The organism is Waterburya agarophytonicola KI4 (genome assembly GCF_020640915.1).
GTDB classification, from domain to species: Bacteria; Cyanobacteriota; Cyanobacteriia; order Cyanobacteriales; family Xenococcaceae; genus Waterburya; species Waterburya agarophytonicola.
Genome location: NZ_JADWDC010000013.1, coordinates 57,158 through 83,516 on the forward strand (window position 1 = coordinate 57,158; position 26,359 = coordinate 83,516).

The 26,359-nt window shown below is 37.4% G+C and carries 18 protein-coding genes; 11 read left to right on the forward strand and 7 right to left on the reverse strand.

The window, feature by feature from the left end; genetic code table 11:
• Positions 1–51: 51 nt before the first annotated feature.
• Positions 52–549 (forward strand): hypothetical protein, encoded by a 498-nt coding sequence (locus I4641_RS07690; protein ID WP_229639897.1) that lies wholly within the window; start codon positions 52–54, stop codon positions 547–549.
• A gap of 133 nt (positions 550–682) precedes the next feature.
• Here I4641_RS07690 and I4641_RS07695 read toward each other — a convergent pair whose 3' ends face one another.
• Entirely contained in the window at positions 683–2,407 is a 1,725-nt protein-coding gene (locus I4641_RS07695) for a diflavin flavoprotein (RefSeq protein ID WP_229639898.1), read from the reverse strand.
• A 126-nt stretch (positions 2,408–2,533) separates the two neighbouring features.
• Between I4641_RS07695 and I4641_RS07700 the strand changes: the two genes are divergently transcribed.
• The gene (locus I4641_RS07700) at positions 2,534–3,274 is read left to right on the forward strand and encodes an SDR family NAD(P)-dependent oxidoreductase (RefSeq protein ID WP_229639899.1); all 741 of its coding nucleotides are present in this window, start codon (positions 2,534–2,536) and stop codon (positions 3,272–3,274) included.
• A gap of 125 nt (positions 3,275–3,399) precedes the next feature.
• Here I4641_RS07700 and groL read toward each other — a convergent pair whose 3' ends face one another.
• From groL to I4641_RS07725, 5 genes are all read right to left on the reverse strand, one after another.
• The gene (gene groL / locus I4641_RS07705) at positions 3,400–5,079 is read right to left on the reverse strand and encodes a chaperonin GroEL (protein ID WP_229639900.1); all 1,680 of its coding nucleotides are present in this window, start codon (positions 5,077–5,079) and stop codon (positions 3,400–3,402) included.
• A gap of 148 nt (positions 5,080–5,227) precedes the next feature.
• Positions 5,228–6,082: a response regulator gene (locus tag I4641_RS07710; RefSeq protein ID WP_229639901.1), complete on the reverse strand. Its 855-nt coding sequence runs from the start codon at positions 6,080–6,082 to the stop codon at positions 5,228–5,230.
• Positions 6,083–6,226: 144 nt separating this feature from the next.
• A complete protein-coding gene (locus tag I4641_RS07715) occupies positions 6,227–7,624 on the reverse strand; it encodes a diguanylate cyclase domain-containing protein (protein WP_229639902.1) in 1,398 nt (465 codons plus the stop codon).
• A gap of 544 nt (positions 7,625–8,168) precedes the next feature.
• Complete coding sequence (locus I4641_RS07720; protein ID WP_229639903.1) at positions 8,169–8,375, reverse strand: hypothetical protein; 207 nt, start codon at positions 8,373–8,375, stop codon at positions 8,169–8,171.
• A gap of 160 nt (positions 8,376–8,535) precedes the next feature.
• Positions 8,536–9,243, reverse strand: a complete 708-nt coding sequence (locus I4641_RS07725; RefSeq protein WP_229639904.1) for a precorrin-2 C(20)-methyltransferase — start codon at positions 9,241–9,243, stop codon at positions 8,536–8,538.
• A 595-nt stretch (positions 9,244–9,838) separates the two neighbouring features.
• On the opposite strand from I4641_RS07725, the gene I4641_RS07730 reads away from it, so the two are divergent.
• The 5 genes from I4641_RS07730 (at position 9,839) to I4641_RS07750 (ending at position 18,843) form a co-directional block, all read left to right on the forward strand.
• Positions 9,839–12,472 carry a tetratricopeptide repeat protein gene (locus tag I4641_RS07730; RefSeq protein ID WP_229639905.1) on the forward strand — a complete coding sequence of 878 codons (2,634 nt, stop codon included), beginning with the start codon at positions 9,839–9,841 and terminating at the stop codon, positions 12,470–12,472.
• Positions 12,473–12,520: 48 nt separating this feature from the next.
• Positions 12,521–15,625 carry a glycosyltransferase gene (locus I4641_RS07735; RefSeq protein WP_229639906.1) on the forward strand — a complete coding sequence of 1,035 codons (3,105 nt, stop codon included), beginning with the start codon at positions 12,521–12,523 and terminating at the stop codon, positions 15,623–15,625.
• A 40-nt stretch (positions 15,626–15,665) separates the two neighbouring features.
• Complete coding sequence (locus I4641_RS07740; protein ID WP_229639907.1) at positions 15,666–16,430, forward strand: sulfotransferase family protein; 765 nt, start codon at positions 15,666–15,668, stop codon at positions 16,428–16,430.
• Positions 16,431–16,649: 219 nt separating this feature from the next.
• Entirely contained in the window at positions 16,650–18,287 is a 1,638-nt protein-coding gene (locus I4641_RS07745; RefSeq protein WP_229639908.1) for a glycosyltransferase, read from the forward strand.
• Positions 18,238–18,843 carry a hypothetical protein gene (locus I4641_RS07750; protein WP_229639909.1) on the forward strand — a complete coding sequence of 202 codons (606 nt, stop codon included), beginning with the start codon at positions 18,238–18,240 and terminating at the stop codon, positions 18,841–18,843. The genes I4641_RS07745 and I4641_RS07750 overlap by 50 nt, the downstream gene beginning before the upstream one ends.
• A gap of 87 nt (positions 18,844–18,930) precedes the next feature.
• Here the strand turns inward: I4641_RS07750 and I4641_RS07755 are convergent, their stop codons facing one another.
• Positions 18,931–19,974, reverse strand: a complete 1,044-nt coding sequence (locus I4641_RS07755) for a hemolysin family protein (protein WP_229639910.1) — start codon at positions 19,972–19,974, stop codon at positions 18,931–18,933.
• A gap of 223 nt (positions 19,975–20,197) precedes the next feature.
• On the opposite strand from I4641_RS07755, the gene I4641_RS07760 reads away from it, so the two are divergent.
• From I4641_RS07760 to I4641_RS07775, 4 genes are all read left to right on the forward strand, one after another.
• Positions 20,198–21,400 carry a DUF4336 domain-containing protein gene (locus tag I4641_RS07760; RefSeq protein ID WP_229639911.1) on the forward strand — a complete coding sequence of 401 codons (1,203 nt, stop codon included), beginning with the start codon at positions 20,198–20,200 and terminating at the stop codon, positions 21,398–21,400.
• Positions 21,401–21,594: 194 nt separating this feature from the next.
• The gene (locus I4641_RS07765) at positions 21,595–23,439 is read left to right on the forward strand and encodes a sensor domain-containing protein (protein WP_229639912.1); all 1,845 of its coding nucleotides are present in this window, start codon (positions 21,595–21,597) and stop codon (positions 23,437–23,439) included.
• Between the two features lie 93 nt (positions 23,440–23,532).
• Positions 23,533–24,882, forward strand: a complete 1,350-nt coding sequence (locus tag I4641_RS07770) for an FAD-dependent oxidoreductase (RefSeq protein ID WP_229639913.1) — start codon at positions 23,533–23,535, stop codon at positions 24,880–24,882.
• A 62-nt stretch (positions 24,883–24,944) separates the two neighbouring features.
• The gene (locus I4641_RS07775) at positions 24,945–26,264 is read left to right on the forward strand and encodes an aminopeptidase P N-terminal domain-containing protein (RefSeq protein WP_229639914.1); all 1,320 of its coding nucleotides are present in this window, start codon (positions 24,945–24,947) and stop codon (positions 26,262–26,264) included.
• The last annotated feature ends 95 nt before the right edge of the window (positions 26,265–26,359 follow it).

Sequence of the window (26,359 nt, forward strand, 5' to 3'; positions counted from 1 at the left end):
CCTTAGTATAGTTATGAATTGTTAATAGTCAAAAATATAGTCAATATAGTCATGAAAATTCTAGTAAAAGCTATTCGTTGGACTAGTTTAATTTCTCTACCTGCTTTCTTGTTAGCTATTCCTAGTTCTCCCGCTATGGCTGGCAGTATTGGTAACTGTGCTGATAACTTGATGGCAAATGGGGTAGCAAAATCGGCAGCAGCAGCAGCTTGCTCTGATGCTTTAAATCCAGGGGATTTGGCAAGTTGTGTCGATACTATTAAAGAGGGAACAGATATCAAGGGAAATGATGCGCTCCAGTCTTGCTATCGAGTTCGTAGACCCGACGAATTAGCTAGTTGCGTCACGACTGTTAGTAGTGGTTTGGAAAAAAACAAATCAATGATGGCTTTAGATAGCTGTCGTCGTAGTTTGTTACCCGAACGTTATGCAGAATGTACTGTAGATTTAACAGGTATTGGCTCAGTATCTAGTGAAGAAGCTATGAAAAGCTGTATTGCTGCGGAGTTTAATCCTAGTGAAGTAGCTCCAGAAAGTACTGAAAAATAATTAATTTTTATCAAAAGTATGACGAGTAATAAGTAATCAGTAATAAGTCCCATCTCAGGGTTTTGAGACGGGACTTGGCAAATACTGACTTATAGCTTATGGCTTAAGGCTGATAGCTAATTGCAAAGTAATTCTAATAATGATTACCAACTTTGCGATGGTGAACTGCTGTTAAGCCATCAGGATTAGATACTCGACCTAATTCCACTTGACTGTAAACAATCCAATGATCGCTACATTCCATGCGACTGGATACTTCGCATTCGAGATAAGCTAGGGCATCATTTAGAATTGGCGAACCATTATTTGCGGTTTGGGTTTTAATTCCTGCAAAACGATCTGCCCCTGGTTTAAATCTTTTGAGGAAGTGTTTCATCAAAGACTGATACTTACCTTCTTCGAGAATATTTAAAATAAAGCGATCGCCTACCTGCATTAAAGATTCGATCGCTCTATCTTTAGCTACGGCAATAGTTAGTCCAGGTGGCTCAAAACTTGCCTGGGAAACCCAAGAGGCTAGCATCGCACTACTAACATCCCCTTTAGTAGCAGTTATTATGTACAGTCCACCACTAAGACGACCCATGGCTTTATCAAGGTCGCTATCGAGGGACTTCATCTGTTTGACGAGATCTTTGCGGGTTAAGAATTGTCCTAAATCCGTTCCCGACTCTTCGCAGACTTGATAGTCCGCTTCGGCAGGAGTATCTTTAAGTTTAATGACAGGAAACCCTGGTTTTAGTCCTGCTTCGCGAAATTTAGTCATCAAGGGATCTATGGGTTCATCATTGTCTCCATAAGACTCCAACATCCCAATTAACTGCTTTTCCTTCGCAGCAGCTAATACTGTTCCCATATTGGTAACAATATCTTCCTGGTTGCTATCAGAAGGGGGCATTCCTAAAACTATGCCCACAGATCGATTAACGATTTCGTGGACTTCCGTACTATCGGCAGATCGTAGGTCTACCATCTCTACCGCTACGCCAGTTTTGGTAATTCCTTTGGCTACAGCTTGACTCAGGCGATCGCTATAACCATAATCGGAAATATAGAATACCGCAACACTTTTTTCCGCCTTGGTTTGAGCTTCACTCCAGTTGCGATAGCGGTCTAGGAGTTCATTAAGATTGTGACGCAATAAAGGGCCATGTCCGTTGGCTACAGTATTGATTTCTCCTAGTTGATCCATCCGTTTCATGGCTGAAAGTACGGAACGAGCATTAGGTCCCATCAAACAGTCATAGTAAAAACGATAGTCTTTTTCGATCGCCTTTAAATCTTCATCGAAGGTGGCATTAGAACAGTAGTGCATTCCAAAGGCATCACAGGTAAATAAAATTCCTGTTTTATGGTCATAGCTAAAAATAGTATCAGGCCAATGTAGGTTAGGCGCGTTAACAAATTCAATTACATGACCCTGCCCCAAATCTATTTGTTCGCCATTTTTAATAACTTGTTTTTTAAATGGCTGATGGACTAAATCCTCTAAGAACTTAATCGCCATTTTCGCAGCCACAACCGTCGCTTGGGGTGCTAATTCCAAAAAGTCTTTAACTAAACCACTATGGTCGGGTTCGGTATGGCTGATAATCAAATAATCAATCTCTTTGGGGTCGATTAAACCTTTTAAGGTATCTAGATATAGCTGGCGAAACTTAGCGTGGGAAGTATCGACTAAAGCTATCTTATCGCCACGTATTAAATAAGAATTATAAGTTGTACCGTTTTGCAAACCAAACTCAATATCAAAGCGATCGCGATCCCAGTCTAGAGAACGAATTGCTGTAGTGTCAGGGGTTATATCATCAGTTTGAATAGTTAACCTTGGTTGGGTTTTGATTGGTGTTGCGACCATAGCCCTCTTTTAAGTTTTGTTAATTTTTTTTACTCTCTCTTTATTATAGAAGCTACTAGCTATTAGCTTTTAGCTTTTAGCTTTGAATAGTATTTTAAATTTCTTATGGAGTAGATAATCGAACATATGAATCAAAAAAGAGTTGCACTAGTTACGGGATCTACTTCGGGGATTGGATTGGCGATCGCAAAAAGATTTATAGAAGATGGTTTTACTATAGTTTTTCATTCCAAATCTTCTGTCGAGACTGGCGAACAACTGGCGCAATTTTATCCAGACGCAGCTTATATTCGAGCCGATCTTTCCGATCAAAAACAAGCTCGCGATTTGATTGCTGAAGTCTTATCTCGTTACGGAGGTTTGGATATATTGGTAAACAATGCTGGTATTACTAAATCCATTCCTCACAAAGATTTGCAGGCTGCCACTCCTGAAATTTGGCGAGAAATCCATGAAGTTAATGTCATTGCGCCTTGGACGTTAATTACAGAAGCCGAAGCAGCTTTACGGGAGTCGTCTTGTGAAGAATATAGTAGCTGCATTATCAACATTACCTCCCATGCAGGTATTCGTCCTAAAGGTGCTTCAATTCCCTATGCGGTTAGCAAAGCTTCTCTCAATCATGTTACCAAGCTGTTAGCCGTCAGTCTCGCACCAGCAATCAGAGTAAACGCGATCGCCCCTGGATTAGTAGAAACTCCCATGAGTAAAGGTTGGGTAGCAGCTAGAAAACTGTGGCAAGAGCGATCGCCCATGAAACGAGGCGCGCAACCAGAAGATATTGCTCAAATAGCTTTAATGTTGATTCAAAGTAATTATTTAACAGGAGAAATTATTATTGCTGATGGCGGTTTGAATCTTACCTGATGTATTTTACTTCAAGCCTTATTTTTATCGTTTCCGACACACAAAAATGAGGCAGCCTAATTAAAGACTGACCTCAAAAAACTTAATTGTCAATTGTCAATTGTTAATTGTCCATTGATAAGGGTTTACATCATCCCCATACCACCCATACCAGGCATACCGCCCATACCACCCATACCGCCCATACCACCAGGCATACCGCCACCAGGAGGCATTGCAGATTCGGGTTCGGGTTTCTCTACCACTAGGGCTTCAGTGGTCAATACCATACCTGCGATGGAAGCAGCGTTTTGTACCGCAGAACGTACTACCTTAGCAGGATCGATAACTCCCATAGCAATCATGTCGCCGAATTCATTTGTCATGGCATTGTAACCAATTTTGAATTCGCTATCTCTAACTTTTTCGACGATTACAGAACCTTCAACACCAGCATTGTTAGCTAGCTGACATAGAGGTGCTTCTAAAGCTTTAGCAAAGATATCTGCTGCCACTTTTTCTTCAGCGTTTTCTAAGCTGTTTTTGAATTCTGCTAGCTTTTTAGCCAGGTAAATTAACGTAGTTCCACCACCAGGAACAATACCTTCGTCGACGGCTGCTTTGGTAGCGTTTAGCGCGTCTTCAATGCGAAGTTTGCGGTCTTTTAGTTCGGTTTCGGTAGCTGCACCAACTTTGATCACAGCCACACCACCAGCTAGTTTAGCGATGCGTTCTTGTAGTTTTTCGGTATCGTATTCTGAATCAGTCACAGCTAACTGTTTGCGGAGTTGTTCTACTCGTTTGGCAATATCATCGCTATTACCAGAACCAGATACGATAGTGGTATTTTCTTTATCGATGCTGATTTTATCTGCCGTTCCCAGCATATCTAGATCTACGCTATCTAGATTCAAACCTACTTCTTCAGAGATTACCTGACCGCCAGTCAAAACGGCAATATCCTGAAGCATTTGCTTGCGACGATCGCCAAAACCAGGAGCTTTGATCGCTGCTACATTAAGTACGCCACGGGCTTTATTGACTACTAAAGTAGCTAAAGCTTCCCCTTCTAGATCCTCAGCAATAATGAGTAATGGCTTACTATCGCGGGCGACTTTTTCGAGTACAGGGACGAGATCAGCGATCGCACTAATTTTTTTGTCAGTAATCAAAATTAGCGCACCGTCAAATTCTACTACCTGTCTTTCTTGATCGGTGACGAAGTAAGGAGAAATATAACCGCGATCGATTTGCATCCCCTCTACCACATCTAATTCTGTAGCTAAAGATTTGGATTCTTCTACAGTAATAACACCATCTTTGGTTACTCTATCCATCGCTTCGGCAATCATAGCACCGACTTCTTCGTCATTACCCGAAGATACCGTTGCTACTTGAGCGATCGCATCTCCTGCTACTGGTTGAGCGACGGTTGCTATTTCTTTGATTAAAAAGCTTGTAGCCTTATCTAAGCCTTTTTTGAGCGCGACAGGATTAGCCCCTGCTGCTACGTTTTTCAAACCTTCTTTGATCAATGCTTGGGCAATTACAGTGGCAGTAGTTGTGCCGTCACCAGCATTATCTTTAGTTTTAGATGCAACTTCTTGAATTAATCTTGCACCAGTATTTTCGAGAGGATCTTCTAATTCAATTTCTTTGGCGACGGTAATTCCATCATTGACAATTTGAGGCGCGCCAAACTGCTTTTCTAATAAAACATTACGACCTTTGGGGCCGAGAGTAATTTTGACAGCATCAGCTAGGGCATTAACACCTTTTTCTAATGCTCGTCTTGACTCTTCATTAAACGAAACAATCTTCGCCATAGGATTTTATTCTTCTAGTTCCGCTACACATTCCATTTGCAAATTTAGCACTCTTCGGTGGCGAGTGCTAAGGTATATTATCTAAATTTTTAAATTATTTAGTCTTGTAGTGATAACCGAAGCCTTAAATTTCCTCAATCGATCTAATTTAGTATAAAAGCAGCATAATGACAGCAATAAATACAAGAACTGCAATACCCACAAAATAGCGCATTTGATTGAGTTGAGTTTCCAGTTTTTGAATTGCTTGTTTGCTACCTGCAAATAACGTATTGATATATCTTTGCTGTTCGAGATTGCGATTGTCAATTTGGAGGTCTATTTCCTGAAGATTCGGGGTGGAATTATTGAATTTTATACTGGCTGCTTCAATTCCATTTTGCAATTGATTGCTAACTTGATACTGAAAGTTTTCTAGACCATCACGAAAATCTTGCTTTAAACTACTAATTTGTAGTTCAATTTCTTCATATAATTCTTGCCTTTGAGCATCATTTCTCGCTATGATTTTTTCTTCTAAAGAAACCATTGATTGAGCATATTTGTTTTCTAACTGGGATAAATTTGTGGCTGCTGCTTCTTTTTCTTGAATTAGATGAGAAAGTAGTTTTTCAAATAATCCTGGTCCCAATTGAAAATAACCCCTTTCAACGGCACGAATAGTATCGGCAATCTCTTGAGTTGAAGTACTTTTTAACAGGTACCCCCTTGCCCCTGCTTCCACTGCTGCATTAATATTGGCTTTATCATCATGGCTACTCAGAATAATGACTCTAGTATCGGGAAAACGCTGATTGATTATTTTGGTAACTGTCAAGCCATCCATTTCTGGCATTTCTAGATCGACAATGACAATATCAGTTTCTTTTTGCTCCATTTGCACCAAAGCTTCTGAACCGCTAGTTGCTTTGCCTATAATTTCAAAGTCTGATTCTGCTTCAAGAATCGCTTGTAATGCTTGTCTGGTAAAGTTTTGATCGTCTACTATTAATATTTTAATCATGAAAGTTTATCTAACTAGTAGTGGCAAGATGTTTTTTAGTTGATGTTTTTTTTAGTTGGTTTATTTAATTAATAATATTTTTGATAATCTGAAACTCCAAAGCAACCTCCTTCGAGGCTATAATGACCGACAAACAGCAAAATTTTAGCCAGATTCAGCTGATTTATACATTACCCGATTACGACCTTTGAGTTTAGAATCGTATAAAGCAGTATCCGCAGCCTCAATCAATGTATGAGGGGCAGAACGAGTATCGGGAATAATACTAGAAACGCCCAAACTCATACTAAGTGTATTACCAATTTCTGATCCAGCATGGAGTATTTGCAAATTCTTAATTTGCTGATGAATTTCCTCGGCTACTCTAATTGCACCTTGTCCTTCTGTATGGGGTAGAATGACAGCAAATTCTTCTCCTCCATAACGAAATGCCACATCGGCGGGACGTTTGACGGCTCTTTCTATACCTTGGGCAACTTCGTAAAGACAATTGTCTCCTGCTTGATGTCCATAAGTATCGTTGTAGGCTTTAAAATAATCTATATCGCATAATATAAGAGATAAATATTCCCTTTCCCTAGCACACCGCGACCACTCTTGGGTAATATATTCATCGAAACGCCGCCGATTAGCTATTTGAGTCAGACTATCGATGTTTGCTTGGTAAGTAAGTCGCAAATTGGCTTTTTTGAGAGTTATTTCGATCTGTTTGCGATCGCTAATATCGCGGAAGGTCATGGCAAAACCGTCACCAAGTTTAACAGCAACAACGTGAAACCAGAGTTTGAGAGAATTATGATTATAATAATATTCTTCTTCTAAGACAGTACAAGTTTCCACCACTTGAACAAATAGGTCAAACAATCCATCAAATAAATGATCGGGAGAATTTTCCAGAAATAATCTCCTTCCCTCAAGGGTTTGAGTTGTTTCTCCGACAGTCATTGCTGCAACAGGATTGGCAATTAACCAGCGAAAGTCGATAATTTTGTTTTGGCGATCGCGAATAGCTTCAAAAGCAGCCACTCCATCTAAAGAACTATTTAATACTCCTGTCAATAATGCCCTCGATTTATTCAATTCTCGTTCGGCTATTTCTCGCTCGATAATTTCTTGATTGAGAATTTGTTTGAATTTACGTTGGTTCGCGATCGCATCTAACTGTGCTTTGACTCGAAAAACAACTTCTTCGAGAAAAAAAGGTTTGGTAATATAATCTACTCCACCAGCTTTAAAAGCTTCTACCTTATCTAATTCCGAATCTAAACCACTAAGAAAAATAATTGGAATATGTTTTGTTTCAGCCTGAGATTTGAGGATACGACAAACTTGATAACCATCTATAATTGGCAGCATAATATCAAGTAAGATTAGATCTATATGCTCTGTTTGAATAATGGATAAAGCCATATTTCCATTAGTAGCGGAGTTGATCTTATATCCTTGGTCTTGTAACAGAGATGATAAAAGCCTGACATTTTCTGGCAAATCATCTACGATTAGTATCCTTTCTTGATAATTTTTTTGATGCTTAATATTCATCTACCACTACTAGGTAATGACTATCTCCTAAACTTAAATAAGTAGCTGTTTAAATAAGTAGCTGTAGTCAATAAAATATTGTTTAGTTTGTTAATCTAACTTTAGACATTCAACATTAATTTTTTGCTTGGCAAGTTGAGCGACTTAAAGTATTGAGGAGATTATTATTATTCAATAACAATACTTTCGTAGCCGATTCGGATTGATAAAATTAAATTAGATCTTAGTAGAAAATTTTTATACTGATTTAGAAATATAATCTCAAGCTATAAATCAGAATTAATAAATTAATAGAGTTGTATTTTTGACAATATTCATTATGGTATAGCAGCATTAATTTGTAGTTGAGATCGAGGTAATGTATCTGTTATATCATCTATTTTTATAGCTGCAAATGATATTGCTACTCAAGCTCAAACTTTTCCCAATTAAAGCTGCTTTGTCAAGTACAATCTAGATGTAGAGTAATTCGTTGAATATCTATATAATTACTGCTAAACAATTATTGCTAAATGTTTTTCTTTAGATCGGCATTTGCTCAAATTTACAAAGACTGACGTGAAGCCAATTTTTCCACAACTGCTTGGGTTTCTTGGAGCATTTGCTGTCGGCTACTATTAATGCCCGTACTATTTAGTGCGGGAACTAGATTTCGAGCTTGGAGAGCCATGTGTAGCTGTAACTGTGCTACATATTCACTAATATCTTCCCTTAATAATTCTTGCCCTTGATTTGTAGGTTGGATATCCAAAATGTCAGACCTCTCAATACTTGCTGAAAATTATTTTTTCTTCTAGACAAAAGTAGCATGAATAATCGCTATTTTGTCTAGCTTTTGACAAATTTAAAACATTTTGCAATACTTTAGATGAATTTTTATTAATTTGAATAAAAAATTTTAAAAAAATATGCTAGTCGTTATTGATTAATAAAATAGAAAAATAGGATAATTCTAGACTAGGATAATTAATTAGATCTTGATAAATTTTTTGTTCGGGAAAAGTTGCTCTTTCGACAATCCAACTAGAATTTAATAAATGCCGTTTTTGTAAAATTTGCCAGACTTGTTGGTAAACAGAACTGACTTTGAGCAAAACTACGATTTCAGCCCAGTTTAGGGCGGTTTCTAATTCTTGAACTGAATATAATGCAGGAAGTACGGCTAGTTTTTGCTGATTTACAGTTAAAGGTATTTTTAAAGCTGAGGCGATCGCCACGGTGGAAGATACCCCTGGGATCGTTTCTACCTTGGCATCGGGAAACAATTCTTGTAGCGTTTGAGCCAAATAAGTGAAAGTACTATAAAGGCTTACATCTCCTAAACAAGCAAAGCTAACATTGATTCCTTGTTTTAAATATTGCCAAACTTGTATTGCTGCTTGCTGCCAAGCTTGCTGAAGTTTTTCTGGATCTTGAAGATAGGGAAAGTCCAGGGGTAGAAGTAGCTGTTCTGGTTTTAACCAACCAGAAATAATATTTTGGGCTATTCCAGAGCGATGGTTGATACCAGACGGAAAGGCGATGACGTTGCTTTGTTGTAGGATACGCAATCCTTTGACTGTAATTAGTTCTGGATCTCCTGTACCCACACTAACTCCGTATAGTACTCCGATTTGCACTCTTTTAAAATTTGATAATTGATCGAGACTAGCTATTACCATAGCTTGACTTGAATGTTTTTGACAGAAAAATTTGGATTTAAGAATTTAGGGCGTGGGATTCGCCATTTTGATGACACGCCCCAAACAGACGATGAAAAGTATTCTAAAAAAACTAAATTTCTTATTAATCAGAGATTATTTTCCTAAAATATTTTTTGCGTAAGTTTACTTAAATAAAAATACTAATAACTTATTTTTATTAGCAATTATTATCGTATTAATACTGATTTAAGAAAACAACTTTTATTGAGTTAAATACAGATAAATATTTTGGTGGCATCTTCCTGAAAAGAGGTTATATTAGTAGTCAAAATTGAGATTGTATCAAAAGTATTTTAGCTGTCTTATTATTGATTTCTTCAATACTGATGTCATTATTTTTACTGAATATATTGTTTATAATTGTGTTATTAAAATTCAAAATTAATCATCTTACTTTTATATTTAGCTATTAGTCAACTAGCTTTGTATTCAATTGTAAGGGTACGCCTATTTTTATTGTTCTTTTGGAAAAAATAGAGTAACAAGGTAGATGAGGTATTAATTAGCCAAGATGTTGAATCAAAATTCTCATTATTCGGAAAAGGTAGATAGCCCTGGAAACATTTTGAGTCCAGAAAACTCAATTTTTAGTACAGATCGAGATTACTTGAAACAACAATATTTAGAATCGTCAAATAAAGTATATAATTTAGATGTATCTACAGATTTAGCTCAAATAGAAGCTAAAGTATGGCAAGGAATTAAATTAGAGCAAGAAGATAAATTAGCCGAAGCAATCGAACACTATCGCCAGGCAGTAGAACTAAATTCAAAGTCGGCTGTGGCTCATCATATTTTAGCTATTGCTCTAAAAAAACAAGGTAATTTAACCGAAGCCGATCGCTATCATCGTTTAGCACTATCTTTAGGTCAAGATAATGACCTCGAACAAGACCAAGGCGATCGCGAACAAAAATCCATCAGTCTCACCAGATCTAATTCCTCCATTGTATTGCCCAAAATAACATCAATTGCCCCTGGTACTTATGTTGAAAATAATCAACTAGAAGTCACTAAAATTTATTTGCAACAAGCTAAATTATATTATGCAGAAAGACGGTGGCAAGAAAGTATTAATGCTTGTCAAGAAGCCTTGAAAATTTGTCCAGATTTACCAGAAACTTACAAAATATATGGTAATTGTTTGCAGCAAATGGGACAAATACCAGAAGCAATGGGATATTATGCTCAAGCTATTGCCAAAGATCCTCATATAGCTGAAGTATATGCAAATATAGGTAGTCTTTATGCCAAGGAAAGTAATTGGCAAGAGGCAATAACTTATTATCAAAAAGCATTAGCGATCGATCCTAAACTGGCAAAAGTATGTCTGCATCTTTCTAGAGCCTGGGAAAGGATAGGCGAAGACGAACGTGCTTTGAATTGTTTGCTTCATGGTTTGAAATTGCAGCCAGAAATTCTTACTGTCCCTCAACTTATGGAACTAGGTGATGATTTGTTCCAGGAAGGAAAGATGGAATTAGCAATTACTTGCTATCAATCTGCTATTAAAATTCAACCTCAATCAAAGGAGCTTTATTTAAAATTAATTAAAGCCTTAGAAAAAGATGGTCAATGGCAGAAAGTTGCTGTTTGCTATCAAAAGGTAGTCAAGCTTCAAGAAAACAATTCGGCACAAGATTCAGAATCGAAAAAGCTCAGGATCGATAACTTATTAACTGGCAATAGTAAAACTAAGTGTCTGTCCCCTAGCAAGTCAACCAGCAACGCCATGGGTGAAAGTTCTGGAGCGATGATAGTTAAACAGGAAGATAAATCTGATTCGGATATTTTAGTTAGTCAATATCTGGAAGAGTTGAAAAAACAACCAAATTCTCCTACAATCAGACTAAACTTAGGTAATCTTTTTGCTCGTAAAGAACAATGGCAACAGGCAATTGCCAACTATCAACAAGCAATTCAACTCAAACCCGATTTGCTAGTTGCTTATCTGAGATTGGCTAAAGTTTATGGCATTATCGGCAAAACCTTAGAAGGTGCAGAATTAATCTATCGTGCCTATAGTATACAACCAGAAATTGCTACTCCCGAACAACACTACAAGCTAGGAGATTTTTGGCTCAAACACGATCGCACCATACCTGCAATAGGTTGTTATCGTCGCGCAGTTCAATTAAAACCAGACTTTAAAGCAGCTTATCTTAAGCTACAAAACTCAATTGAATTAGAGAAACGGCGACAACAGTCAATTAAAGTTATTGACACCAAACAAGCTCATTCTCCCCCATCAGATCGGACAACTGAATATATTTCCTCCGAGTCACAAAAAGCGAGTTCTTCTGCCTTAAAACAGCAATCTCCAGCAGATAATCAACTACGAGAATATCAAAAATATTTTGATCGGGCAGTAGCAGAAGAGAAAGCAGGAAATGAGGAAGTTGCTTGTCAACTTTATCAACAGGCAATTAATTGTCATCCTCAAAATAAAGAGGCTTATTATCGTCTCGGAAAACTACTAAGCGATCTAAAACAATGGCACAAAATTGTAGAAATATATCAAAAAGCTATTGCATCCAATTCCCCAGAATTTTCCTATCATCATAATTTAGGGAATGCTTATTTTGAATTAAAAGAATGGCAAAAAGCGATCGCTTCTTATGAAAAATCAATCGCCTTGAATCAAAACTTTTCTTGGTCTTATTTTAAATTGGGAGAAGCTTTCATGGAGTTGAAACAATGGCAAGCAGCTGCAGATGCTATGAGTAATTCCATCAAATTAAAGTCAGATTTTGATTGGGCGCATCATAAACTAGGAGATGTGGCAACTCATCTCGAAGATTGGGATACTGCGGTGAGAGCTTATCAAAATGCCCTGAAAATTACCTCCGATTTACCTCAAACTAAAGAAAAACTTACTGATGCCTTGAGGCAAAGATCTCAAGCAGATATGCAGCAAGCTGAAGGCTTTTATAACGACGCGATTAAAGTCAATCCTAATGATGAATCTTTGTATTTCAAAGCATTGGAAGTCAAGCCCAATAATCCCGACCATTATGTTAAGTTAGCTCAAATATATGAGTCGAAAGGGAAAATGAATGTCGCTCTTTCTTTCTACAAAATTGCCTTGCAAATCAATCCTCAAAATGTGGAAGTCAAAGCAAAATTAAGTTCTTTGCAACTATAAATATCTTGTATTCGTAATTTTTATCTATTTAAGCTACTAGCAAAAACCATGAGTACCGCTACCAACGTTTTAGCAAGTTCTGATCGAGAACGAGTTAAAAGATCGGATGTATCGCCCATAATCACCAAATTTCCTTTAGTAAGTATAGTTATTCCAGTTTTCAACGGTTCAAAATACATTTGTGCCGCGATCGATAGTGTTCTCGAACAAACTTATAGCAACTATGAAATAATTATCGTTGATGATGGCTCGACAGATGATACTCGCGATCGATTAGCATCTTATCAAGACAAAATTCGTTATATATATCAAGCCAACGAAGGTTCTGCATCAGCGCGCAATCTAGGGATTAAAATATCTAAGGGAGAGCTAATTGCTTTTCTAGATGCAGATGATTACTGGACAACATCTGATAAATTAACCAAACAAGTAGCTTGTTTCCACGAAAACCCTAGTCTGGGATGTGTTAATACTGGGTGGCATATCATAGATGCTGATGATAAGCACATTAAAACATTACAGCCTTGGCACAATGCACCGCAACTCGATCTAGAAACTTGGCTCAAGAGAAAATGCGTCCGTACTAGTGCGATGATGTTTCATCGCCAGTGGTTGGAGCGAGTAAATGGCTTTGATGAAGAATTAAAGCAGTCTCACGATGTCGATCTAATCTTGCGCCTATCCTTGGCAGGTTGTCAGACTACTTGGTTGAAAGAAGAAACAGTTTGCTATCGACAACACGATCGCAATACTACCAAAGATAGTTTGAAGCAAGCAGAATATCTCCAAAAAGTATTAGATAAGTTTTTTGCCCATGACAATGTACCTAATTCCATTCGTAGTTTGGAATCCCAATTTAGATACGATACTTTAGTGTGGCTTGCTTGGTATCAATATCAAGCAAATCGCCTAGATAAAATGTCAGATTTGCTGCAAAAATCTTTAACTCTTAGCCCTTATTTACGAGCCGAAAATATTGCTTATTGGTTAACGGGATTTGAAAAATATGCCCTAGAAAAGGGTCAATTATTTGATGCGGATGCCTTAATTAGTACGGTGCAGTGGCAAAAATTGATTGCTTCTACTTTAAATCTAGATAGCCCATCTTTAGAATCAAAGTCTAGTTTTAATACTATCCTCAAAAATCAGATCGTAGGAGCATCTTCAGAGCAAAAAACACAACTCCAACCCTCCTCTGAATCATCATTTTTAGAGCAAATCAATCGAGATCCTGATAATTTACAGCTTTATTATCAAGCATTAGAATCCGAACCAGATAACTCTAAAATATATCTTAAATTAGCGGAATATTGGTATAAAAAAGGAAATAAAGCCAAAGCAATAGTTTTTTGTAAAATGGCTATTCTTTACTATCCTAACTACCAAGCAGCGATCCAAAAGCTCAAAAAAATCAAGCAAAAAAGAGCAAAAGTTGCTGGATTTCCTGAAGATATGATTTTGCCACCATTAAAAGGAGATGGTAATGACTATTCTTTGATAGAAGAGAAAGTCCAAGAATTTGTTGCAAGCAAGCAACCCTATACCTTAGCCGTATCTTTAATTATTCCTACTTATAATCGTAAAAATGTTTTAGCTAAAACTTTAGCTGCTATCATTCATCAAACTTATCCCCAAGAATTAATCGAAGTAATAGTTGCTGATGACGGCAGTAGTGATGGCGTTGAGGAAGTAATTCGCAAATACGAGCAACATATCGAAGTAATTCACGTTCGACAAGAAGATCGAGGCTACAGGTTATCAGCAGTACGCAACTTGGGTATTAGAGCAGCAAAACACGACTGTCTGATTGTGCTTGATTGTGATATGCTTCCAGACCCCAATTTTGTTGAAGCCTATATGAAATATCTTCATGTAAGCGATCGCGTTGCCTTAATTGGACACAGAAGATTTGTCTGTACGGATGATATTAGCGACGACCAAATCATCGAAAATATTGATAGTGCTATTAACTTACCAGATATCTGTACTGGTAACGAAATTTGGGATGGTGCTGCCAAAGAGCCTACTCAAGATTGGCGGCTAAAAATCTACGAGCAAACAGACTATTTAAAATCTGAAAAATATCCCTTTAGAGCATTTGTGGGAGCTACTATTGCCTATTCCAGAAATCTCATTAATGATATTGGTTTTTATGATGAAGATTTTCAACATTGGGGCGAAGAAGATAAAGAATATGGCTATCGAATTTACAATGCAGGATATTATTTTATTCCAGTATTAGAAGCGGTGGGACTACACCAAGAACCTCCAGGCGGAGAAAATGAAAATGACCGTAAAGGTGGTAAAGAAATCACTACCAAAATATTAGAAGAAAAATGTCCTGCTGGATGGTATCGTAAATACGAACAAAATCGACTTTATGAAGTACCTAAAGTATCGATCTACATACCTTCTTATAATAATGGAAAATTTATTAAAGAATGTGTTGATAGTGTTTTAAATCAAACTTTTACAGATTTAGAAGTCTGTATTTGTGATGATGGTTCTACTGATAATACAGTAGAAGTTTTAGAGAAAAACTATCTCGACCATCCTAGAGTCAGATGGATAGTTCAAGAAAATGGCGGTATTGGCAAAGCATCCAATACTGCGGTTAGAATGTGTCGGGGAATGTATATTGGTCAAGTAGATTCTGATGATTTACTTAGACCCCATGCAGTAGAAACTCTAGTTAAATATCTAGATAGTCACGATGTTGGTTGTATTTATAGTGGCTGCGAGAGAATTGATACTGATGGTAATTATCTTCAAGATGAGTTTAATTGGCCAGAATTTTCTCGGGAAAAAATGATGATGACGATGATAGTTCATCACTTCCGCATGTTTAGAAGAAGAGATTGGAAGAGAACTTCTGGTTTTGATGAAACAATTGCTAATGCTGTTGATTATGATATGTTTCAAAAAATAAGCGAAATATGCGATATTTATCATACTAACGAAATGCTTTATCTAAGAAGAATTCACGGTAAAAATACATCAGTAGTTAACATAGGTAAGCAAGATAAAAATAATAATATTGTGCTTACTGCTGCCTTAGAAAGAATGGGTCTTGGGGATGAGTGGGAAGTCTATTCTCCCGATCCAAAAAATCCGAGGAAAGTATCTTATCGACGTAAAACTGAATCTAACTAATAAAAATTAAACCCACAACAACAACATAGCGGAGTATAAAATGTACGCTCAAAATTCTACTTTACCTGTATATAGTGTTGATAGTTTACATGGTTTCCAATTATTATCTCAACAACCCAAACTAAAATATTATCAAGGAAGGAATTTTGCTTTACACAAACGTAGAGCAATATATTTTGAAGTTCCTAAAGTAGCTTGTTCTAGCATGATCCTGAAGTGTGCAGACTGGATAGATTTAGAAATTGACAGAAAAAGAATTCACTCCAAAGAAAATAAAGCAATTATTCCTAAAGTCGAGCTAAATCTTTTAGATACTGAATACAAAAACTATTTCAAATTTACCTTCGTCAGAAATCCTTGGGATAGATTAGTCTCTTGTTATAAAGATAAAGTAAGGAGTGATGCTAACTTCAATAATTCTATTTATAAAAATGGAGTCCATACTTCATTTATTAAATATAATCTTTTTACCGCAGGCATGAATTTTGAAGATTTTGTTGAGGCTGTTTGCAATATTGATGATAGTCAAGCAGATGCTCATATACTCTCACAATATCATTTTGTAACCGATCGGCAAGGTGTAATTTTTATGAATTTTATTGGCAAATTTGAAAACTTGAGAGAAGACTTTGCTAAAGTTGCCGGACGTTTGGATATATCTGACCGAGAACTACCTCATAAAAACAGTTCTAAAAAAAGTAAGAAGAAACATTACTCTGAATATTATTCAGAAAGTACAAAAGCAAAAGTTGCGCAAAGATATGCCAAAGATATTAAAATCTTTAATTATCAATTTACAGCTTAATAACTTTAGCTTCTCATGAAATTAGTTTTTTTAGTTGATAATTTTTTGAATCTATTAAACTCAAATAATGAAGTAAATAGAGAATAATTGGCAATCGACTAAAATTACTTTTTTTGTATTGTTGTACGAATTAAAGCCCAATCAATTTAAAATGCGATCAATTTTTTTGTCGATCTTCGGAAATAAATCAAAATACTTTTAATTTTATTTGAACAAGCTATGAGTAATCCACAACAAAAAGACCTCGATTTTTGGAAAAAGAAAGTTCAATCGGAAGGAGGAAAACTCAAAAATTATTGGTATGCTCGATTGTTTACCAATCAATTTGAAATTTCGACAGGATTTTATAAAGATAAAAGAGTTTTAGATATAGGTTGTGGCCCGAGAGGAACTTTGGAATGGGCAGATATGGTAAAAGAGCGGATAGGATTAGATCGTTATGCCGATCGCTATTCTGAATTAGGGACTGACAAGCAAGAAATGGAATATATATCTGCCTGGGCAGAGTCAATTCCTCTAGAGGATAATTCTTTTGATGTTGTTTCTGCTTTTAATTCTCTTGAATATATGAGCGATATCTCAGCAGCTTTTCAAGAAATTTATCGCGTATTAAAACCTGGAGGAGTTTGTTTATTACTATGCGATATTACTCTCGATTATCAGCAAAAAAAATCGTTAGATTCTCCAACACAATTTTTAGAATCATTACAACAAAATTGGGAAACTATTGAAGCTAAATATTATGAAAAGAAGTCTAGTGGAATTTATCAGTGTATAGATGATGGGATTGAGTACGATCTCCAAGATACTTCCCAGCGTGGTTTTATTGCTTCAGTATTATTCTGCAAACCAAATGAAGTCCAGAATGTAGTTGTTTCTTCGCCAAAAGTTAGCGTAATTGTTCCTGTTAGAGAAAATATTTGTTATCTTTGGCAAACAATCGAGAGTATTTTAAAACAAACTTATACTAACTACGAAATTTTAGTTATTGATCGCGGTCTTGATTCGAGAATTAGTCAGCGTCTCAAGCCTTATAATAATCAAATTAAGTATTTGCATCAAAAAGATTTAGATTTTGTCGCTGCACTCAACTATGCTGTATCAAAAGCAAAAGGTGAATTTATCGCATTTTTGGATACTGACAATTTTTGGACTCGCGAGGATCGATTGTCAAGGCAAATGCACCGTTTTACAGTTCAGTCAACTTTAGGACTATTGCATAGTGGTTGGTCTATAGTTGACGATCGAGATAGAAATATTATTCATCTCCAACCTTGGGAAAAAGTCCCAGAATTAAATTTAGAAGCATGGCTGCAATATCAATATGTAGATCTGAATGCGTTGATAGTTTCTGCAAAATGGTTGCAGCGTGTTAACGCTTTTGACGAACAATTAAAAACTTTTTACGGACTAGATTTAGTTCTAAGATTGTCTCTTGCAGGTTGTAAAAGTAGTTGGTTGAAACAAGTGACAACAACTAACCGAAAGAACATAAACAGTAATGAGAATGAAGACCCACAAGCCTCAAAAAACTTATTAGATATTTTAAACCGTTTCTTCAACAATCCCGATATACCCGAGCATATCGGACAAATAGAGTCGAGTGTTCGCTACGCTAGTATCGTTCAAATTGCTTGGGATAGCTACGAAAGAGACAATATTCCTTTAGCCATTGAATACTTGTCTCAATCTAGACAATTTTCTCCTTACCTGCGCGTTGAAACAATATCTGACTGGATAGATCGATTTAATTGTTTGTCTCAAGAATCAAATTCAGAATTTGACGTGGATTCTTTATGCGATTTAAATGAATGGAAAAACTTGGAGCATAACTGGATTAGTTCATACTCTCCATGAAAGACAGTTTGATTTTATTGTTTATGATAATTTCATGGATATTTTAGGAAAATTGCTTTTTTCCAAAAAAGACAATTCTAGTTTTTTCCTTAATACTAACAAGGCAGACAATTGGGAAGATTTTTTTTATATGGAAAAAAATCGTATCTCTATTAGTTATTGCCTAGAATATTATGAAAAGATGATGCGATTTCTAAAACAAAAAAATCCCAATGTTCAAATAATATTTATTAATTTCCCTTTGATGCACAAGCACGAATCAGCAAAAAAAAGGGTTCAAGAAATAAATGAAAAATATTTGCAAAATGAATTTTTGCGAAAAAATACTTTCTTTATACCCGCTGGTCATATTCAGCCAGAATATTTGATGAACGATCATCATTTCCAAGAACATCAAGGAAGAAATTTATACCAAGATTATGCTTCAATAGTTCGAGTATTAATGGATAAAAAATATTCTCATAGTCAATGGAATGAATTCATAAAAGATAAACAAAATTCCTTATTAGATTATGCACATCAACGCTTTTCTCTGGCGACTAGTATAACTGTATAAACTATCGATCAATCATCAAAATTAAAACATCTAATCCACAACTAAAATTTACTGGCTGTGGATTATTTTTTGCCCGATCTAAACCAATCAGTCATTATTAATTCCTCTAGATTTTAAAAGACGAAGACGTTTTTTACGAGCAATTTCTTGCAAGTCCACATTGCGATCGGTTTCATCAACAATTTCTCCCGTCAATACCTCTAAAACGTCCTCTAGGGTGACAACTCCCGCTACTCCACCGTATTCATCCAACACCACAGCTAAATGCTCTCTATTATCCTGAAATACCTTGAGTAGTTTATCAGCGCGGTTGGTTTCTGGTACAAACTGGACGGGACGCTTGAGATCGTTAATCTGGCGATCGCCTTGCCCTTCAATCATCGCTGTCAGTAGTTCATCTTTAAGCACTAACCCCGTAACATTATCGATGGTATCATCGATTACTAGAATGCGCGTATGTTGGGATTTGATAATTTCTTGTTGAGATTCTGCTAAAGTTTTATCGCCTTTGAGATAGGTAATAATAATTCTTGGAGTCATCAGATCCGAGGCGTTGAGGTCGTTCAACTGAAACACTCGTTGAATCATTTCTGCTTCGTCGTCTTCAATTACCCCTTCTTGGAAACCAATATTAGTGAGAAATTTGATTTCTGCTTCATTGGTAGTGGGCATTTTTTGACCCTGAGTAAAAGGAGTTGTGACATTTTCCACCAGCCACACCAAAGGAGTGAAGATTACCGTTAAAAATTTTACAGGAATAGCGATCGCCAGACACACTGGTTCGGCATAGCGTTGACAGAGGGTTTTGGGGACAATTTCGCCAAAAACGATAATTAAGAAAGTCAGAACTCCTGAAAAGACACCCAACCAGGCACCTCCTAATTCTTTAGTAGTCAGACTACCAACTAAGATACTGCCTACAATATTAAAGACATTATTGAGGATGACAATGGTAGCAATGGGACGACTAACTTTTAAACGAATGCCTGCCAATGCTAGGGCTGCGGGTTTTTTTGACTGAGCCAGTTGTCTAACCTTAATCGGGGAAATTGACAACAGTGCAGCTTCAGACCCAGAACAAAAAGCCGAACCAAGCAAAACCGTGGTGACGACAATAATCAGAGCAAGCATATAAAGAAGTAATTATTCTCCTCTAATATAATTCAAAAATACCCTTGGTGGGAATTGTCTTAAATCTCATCATGCGCGCACCAAAAGTCCGAAAAAATATTTAGAGCCAAGGGAGACTAAACAACGGTAATTCTGGCTGGTAAATGAACAAAAAACTAATAATTGATAATTGATAACTGATCGCTGATAATTGATTGTTAATAACCGATTGTTAATCAGAATAGTGAGCCAAGTAAACACAAACTTAGATCGTCAAGCCAGAAATTCAGCAGATTATCATTGGCGGTTTTGGGCAAATGTACCGATTTATCCCTACAGCAAACGACGTACTATTCGCCAAGAGATACTTAAAGACACTATTTGGACTTTCGAGCAGCTTCAGGGCATTTTTTATGTAGTCGTTCCAATTCGGATGACTATAATCAAGTTAAAATTAGGAGGTTTATTAGTATACGCTCCCGTTGCGCCAACGCCTGAATGTATTCGTTTAGTCAACGAATTGGTCGATCTCTATGGAGACGTTAAGTATATTATCTTGCCTACTATCTCGGGTTTAGAACATAAAAATTGTGTTGGTCCTTTTGCTCGCAAGTTTCCCCAATCGACAGTTTATGTCGCACCCCATCAATGGAGTTTTCCCCTGGACTTACCCCTGAGTTGGTTGGGTTTCCCCTCCAAACGCACCCAAGTATTACCCACAGATAGCAGTCAGACCCCTTTTAGCGATGAATTTGACTACGCTATTTTAGGCAATATCGATCTTAGATTGGGTCAATTTGAAGAAGTAGCTTTTTTTCACAGGCGATCGCAAACCCTTCTGGTTACGGACTCGATTGTTTCGATCTCCCCTAGTCCACCCAAAATTATCGAACAAGATCTTTATCCTTTATTGTTCCACGCTAGAGAAAGGGGAACAGAAGCGATCGCCGACACTCCTACAAATCGCCTCAAAGGTTGGCAGAGAATTTGTTTATTTGCGATGTATTTTCGCTCTAGCGTCTTAGATATATCCAGGGCGATCGATACTATCAAAGATGCAGTGCGATCGCCTAATAAGTCATCTAAAGCTTACTGGGGCTTGTATCCATTTCAATGGCAAGCCAATTGGCAAGAATCTTTTAATACTTTAAGTAATAATGGTCGTTTGCTAGTCGCGCCCATCCTACAAACTTTAATTCTCAATCGCGCACCAGCAGAAACCCTCGCTTGGGCAAATCGAGTTGCTAGTTGGGATTTTACTCAAATCATTCCCTGTCATTTTGATGCGCCAGTCAAAACTAATCCCCAAGAATTTCGTCAAGCTTTTGCTTTTCTATCGCCAAATTCGTCTCGGGTCGATCGCCTTCCCGACGCAGATTTACAAACTCTCAAAAATATTGACGCTTTTTTGTATAAACCAGGTATTGTTCCCCCTCCCAAAATTTAACTAATTGAATTAAATATTAATTTAAGATAATCGCGATCAAAAGAGAAAAAGAGTATTCTAATTTACAGAATTGATCATGTAATTTAAGTATTTTGGGGTTATTATGAGAGTAAAATGAGCGATTATTTTGCTTCCACATATCGTAGTTGCATAATTAACTGCCGTATGACCAAACTTAGTAAAATCTGGTGAGAGTGAACAACATAGCAGACCGCTATCTATTGCATGCCGCCTTTCCCTTGTCAATGGATAATGAGTCAAAATCAACCACGGAAATGATTTGTATTGCCAATAAAAAATCAGTTCAGGAACAACAGCTACTACAAGCTCTCGAAAGTAGCGAACAACGATACGAGATCGCCACTAAAATAACTAATGATGGTCTTTGGGAGTGGAACTTAAATTCCAATCAGATTAACTACTCCTCTCGTTGGAAATCAATGCTGGGATGTAGTAACCAAGAGATTAAGAATAGCCCTGTAGAATGGTTCGCCAGAGTTCACCAGGCAGATATCGAAAAACTGCGTCGCAATCTCTCTGCTTGTGGGCAAGGAGATGTCTCTCAATTTGAAATGGAATATTCTTTACTCCATCAAGACGGAAACTACCGCGTGATGTCCTGCAAATGTATGGCGATCAGAGGTACAGAAGGCAAGATCGATCGCTTGGTTGGTTGCCAAACCGATATTACCCGACATAAGCAAACCGAAGCTCGTTTAAATTACGATATCAATTACGATCGACTAACTCGTTTGCCCAACCGTCAGTTATTTATCAAAAATCTTCAAGAATTATCTCAAATAGAATCTAGTTGTCTGTTTGGTGTTTTGTGTTTAGATCTCGATCGCTTCAAATACATCAATCACAATTTTGGACATCAAACTGGGGATTGTCTGCTGGTAAAAATTGTTCAGAAGCTCAAATCTTGTTTGCGGAGTGGCGATCTACTCGCTCGTATAGGTGGTGACGAATTTGCTATCTTGCTAGCTGGTTTTGAACGAGCAGACTACCCTGCGGAAATAGCCAGCCAAATTCAACAAAAGTTTTCTGCACCGATCGAAGTTGAGAATCGTTCCATCTTAATCACTACTAGTATTGGCATCGCACCTTTAACTAATATCAACGATTTAGAACACCAGGAATCATCCTATAGCTTGATTGAGGCTCTACAAAATGCCGAAATTGCCATGCATCAAGCCAAAAACAAAGGCAAAGCTTGTAGTGTTGTTTTTGAGTCGGCTGCTTATCTCCAAAGTATTGCTAAATTCAAGTCTGAGAACGAACTTAGAGCAGCAATTGAACTAGAACAGTTTGAACTCCACTATCAACCCATTATTAAGTTGGCAGATCGCCAGTTAGTGGGTTTTGAAGCTTTAGTGCGTTGGCAACATCCCGATAAAGGAATGGTTGCTCCTGGTGATTTTATTCCTTTGGCTGAAAGTACGGGATTAATTATACCGATTGGCTGGTGGGTTTTGCGCTCGGCTTGCGCACAAATGGTACTCTGGCAACAAGATCGTCCCAAGTCAAAGCTAGCATTTATTAGCGTTAATATTGCAGGAAAACAATTTTCTCAACCCTATGCAGGGGATATTATTGCTCAAATTTTGACTGAAACTGGTTTAGATCCTCGTTGTCTCAAGCTAGAAATAACAGAAAGTGAGATTATTGAAAACGTTAATGTCGTTCTCTCTACGGCAGAAAAATTAAAAAAGCTGGGAGTACAGTTGTCTATGGATGATTTTGGTACTGGCTATTCTTCTTTGAGTTATTTACACTGTTTGCCAGTCGATACTCTCAAGATCGATCGCTCTTTTGTGGAGAATATCGAAAGCAATATCCATGAGTTGGAGTTAGTTAAAACTATTATTAAATTAGCCCAAGTATTTAATTTGGATGTAGTCGCCGAGGGCATTGAAAGAGAACAACAATGCGATCGACTCTTGGAGTTGCAATGTGAATACGGACAGGGTTATTTGTTTTCTAAGCCATTATCTTTAGCCGAAGCTAACAATTTATTAGAGAGTGTCAACAATTAGCAAAAAAGTTATAAATTGATTAATAATGGTTCTGTCGATCGCCACAGACGATAAGATATTACTGAGAACTAGAGTATATTTTTGAGAAGTGCCATGGATAACCAGACCTACGATGTTGTTGTTATTGGCGGTGGTGTATGTGGCACTGCACTGTTGTATACTCTGAGCAAATATAGCAATGTGCAAAATATTGCTTTAATTGAAAAAGAATCAGATGTTGCCCTAGTTAATTCTCATACCAATAGCAATAGTCAAACTCTACACTTTGGTGATATTGAAACTAACTATACTCTAGCTAAAGCTACTAAAGTAAATGAAGGAGCGAGTTTAGTTAAAAACTATTTATTAGCTCAAGATAAACAACAAGCAATTTATACTAAGTATCACAAAATGGTGCTTGGTGTTGGTTCAAAACAAGTCGAGAAACTCAAAGCTAGATATCAGGAATTCAAACAGCTTTTTCCCAGTTTGAAGCTACTCGATCGCTCCCAAATTGCCGAAAAAGAACCCAAAGTTTTAGAAGCAAGAGATATAGCAGAAGAAATAATTGCTCTTTATACTGACGAAGGCTATGCCGTAGATTTTAATGCTTTGGCTCAATCTTTTTTAGCTAATGCGATCAATAAAACCAATAAAAAAATCGATTTATTATTGGAAACAAAAGTTACTAAAATAACTAAAAATCGAGAGCAATATCAAATTACAATTTCTGATCAAATTATCAACGCCAAAATTGTTGTGGTTGCTGCGGGGGCGCACAGTTTATTATTTGCCAAATCCTTGGGTTATGGACTAGATTATGCTTTGTTGAGCGTGGCGGGAAGTTTCTATTTTGCACCACGGTTGCTTAACGGCAAAGTTTATACCGTACAGTGCGAAAAGTTACCCTTCGCAGCCATTCATGGAGATCCTGAAGTTCACAATAAGGCGATCGCTCGTTTTGGCCCTACCGCCAAAGTCTTACCCCTGTTAGAACGTCATAACTACTCAAGTCTGATTGAATATTTTCAGACTGCGGGTTTGAGTTGGAAGGCAATTCTCAGTTTTCTGAAGATCCTATCCGATCCCACTATCTTTAAATATATTGCCCTCAACTTTATCTACGATTTTCCCCTAATTGGCAAACGTTTATTTATCAAAGAAGTCAGAAAAATCATTCCTGCTATTAAATTAAATAACCTCAGCTACGCTCGCGGTTATGGTGGAGTTCGTCCTCAGATAGTCAATCTCAAGACCAAAACTTTAGAAATGGGAGAAGCTAAAATTCTGGGGGACAAGATTATTTTTAATATTACTCCTTCCCCTGGGGCATCAACCTGTTTGCAAAATGCTTTAGAAGATACGGAGAGAATTATTGATTTTTTGGGAGATAACTATCAATTTGATCGCCAAAAGTTTCTCGCCGATCTTACTGCTACAGAAGATCTCGCCCCTAACTATTAATGCATTGACCGAGGGAAACTCCTTATAATAAATAAGATTAAGTTTATCTACAGTGCTAACCAATGGGGATCGAGCAACAAGAGTACCGCCAACGCCAGCAAGAAATCATGTCCAAAATTGGCGGAGGTACGGCAATTTTCCGCAGTGCGCCAATGGCAACCATGCACAACGACGTAGAATATACTTATCGTCAAGAAAGTAGCTTTTATTACTTAACAGGTTTTAACGAGCCAGAAGCCGTAGCCGTATTTGCTCCCCATCACCCAGAACATCAATATATCCTCTTCGTTCAACCCAAAGATCCCGAACGAGAAACTTGGACTGGCTATCGTTGTGGGGTAGAAGCTGCCAAGGAAATTTATGGCGCAGATGAAGCTTATCCCATTCAAGAATTAAATCAAAAACTACCCCAATATTTAGTCGATGCCGATCGCATTTACTATCATTTAGGCAACGATGAAAGCTTTAACAACATCATTGTCTCTCACTGGCAAAAACTAATGCGGGGCTATCAAAGAAACGGTACGGCACCTCTGGCGATCGAAGATACTCGCCCCCTAACTTTTCCCATGCGATTGGTTAAAAGCCCAGGAGAAATCGCCATGATGCGTCGGGCAATGGAGATATCTGCTATGGCACACAATCGCGCCCGCGAATTTGCCGAACCTGGAATTTATGAATATCAAGTACAGGCGGAAATAGAGCATATTTTTCGCAAAGAAGGCGGCATGGGAATTGCCTATCCTTCTATTGTGGCATCGGGAGAAAATGCTTGCATTCTCCACTACATCGAAAACGAGCGACAGATCCAAGAAAACGAACTACTACTAATTGATGCTGGTTGTTCCTATGGCTACTATAACAGCGATATTACCCGTACTTTTCCCGTCAGTGGCAAATTTACCGCCGAACAAAAAGCCCTCTATGAAATAGTCTTAGAAGCTCAATTACAGGCGATCGCCGAAGTCCAACCTGGAAAGCCTTACAATGATTTTCATGATATGGCTGTGTGTGTCATCGTTCAAGGTTTGCTAGATTTGGGATTACTCCGAGGAAATCTAGAAGAGATTATTGAAGAAGAGAAGTATAAGCCTTTTTATATGCACCGTACGGGACATTGGTTGGGTTTGGATGTCCACGATGTTGGAATCTATAAAAGCGATCGCAAAACCTGGCAAAATTTGCAACCTGGGCATATTCTTACTGTCGAACCAGGAATCTATATTTCACCCTTTATTAAAGCCGCAGAAGGACAACCTGAAATTCCCGATCGCTGGAAGGGTATTGGTATTCGCATCGAAGACGATCTATTAGTAACGAAAGAGGGACACGATATTTTAACGGCGGATGTTCCCAAATCTGTTGCAGACATGGAAAGGTAAATAACAGTAGGGGCGAACGGCTGTTCGCCCAGACATAGGTGCTGTTCGCCCAGACATAGGTGCTGTTCGCCCAGACATAGGTGCTGTTCGCCCAG